At 44.9% G+C, this 243-nt stretch carries 1 protein-coding gene; it reads right to left on the bottom strand.

Features of this window, described 5'->3' with window-relative positions:
- A partial coding sequence (locus JFU56_RS22690; RefSeq protein ID WP_198439463.1) for an IS3 family transposase occupies positions 1-243 on the bottom strand: 243 nt, incomplete at both ends.

Genomic DNA, 243 nt, shown 5'->3' with positions numbered 1-243 from the left:
CTCCAGACCATTGTTGATTAACTGCCGTTGGTTTTGGTGTGTCTTTTTTAATATTCTTAATCGATTGATAGAACCGATGTAGCTTGGCCATTTTCATGTAAATGCGATAACTTCGCGCTCTTAGCCCTTGATCTCTCATGATCCGAGCTACACGCTTGCGGCTAACCAAAACTCCTTGGCGCCTCAGCTCTGCATGAACTCGTGGACTACCGTAAGTCTCTCGACTCTGGGTAAACACTTTAA

The organism is Moritella sp. F3 (genome assembly GCF_015082335.1).
Classification (GTDB): domain Bacteria; phylum Pseudomonadota; class Gammaproteobacteria; order Enterobacterales; family Moritellaceae; genus Moritella.
Note: the sequence above shows the minus strand (reverse complement) of the source record. Positions and strands in the feature narration are given on the sequence as shown.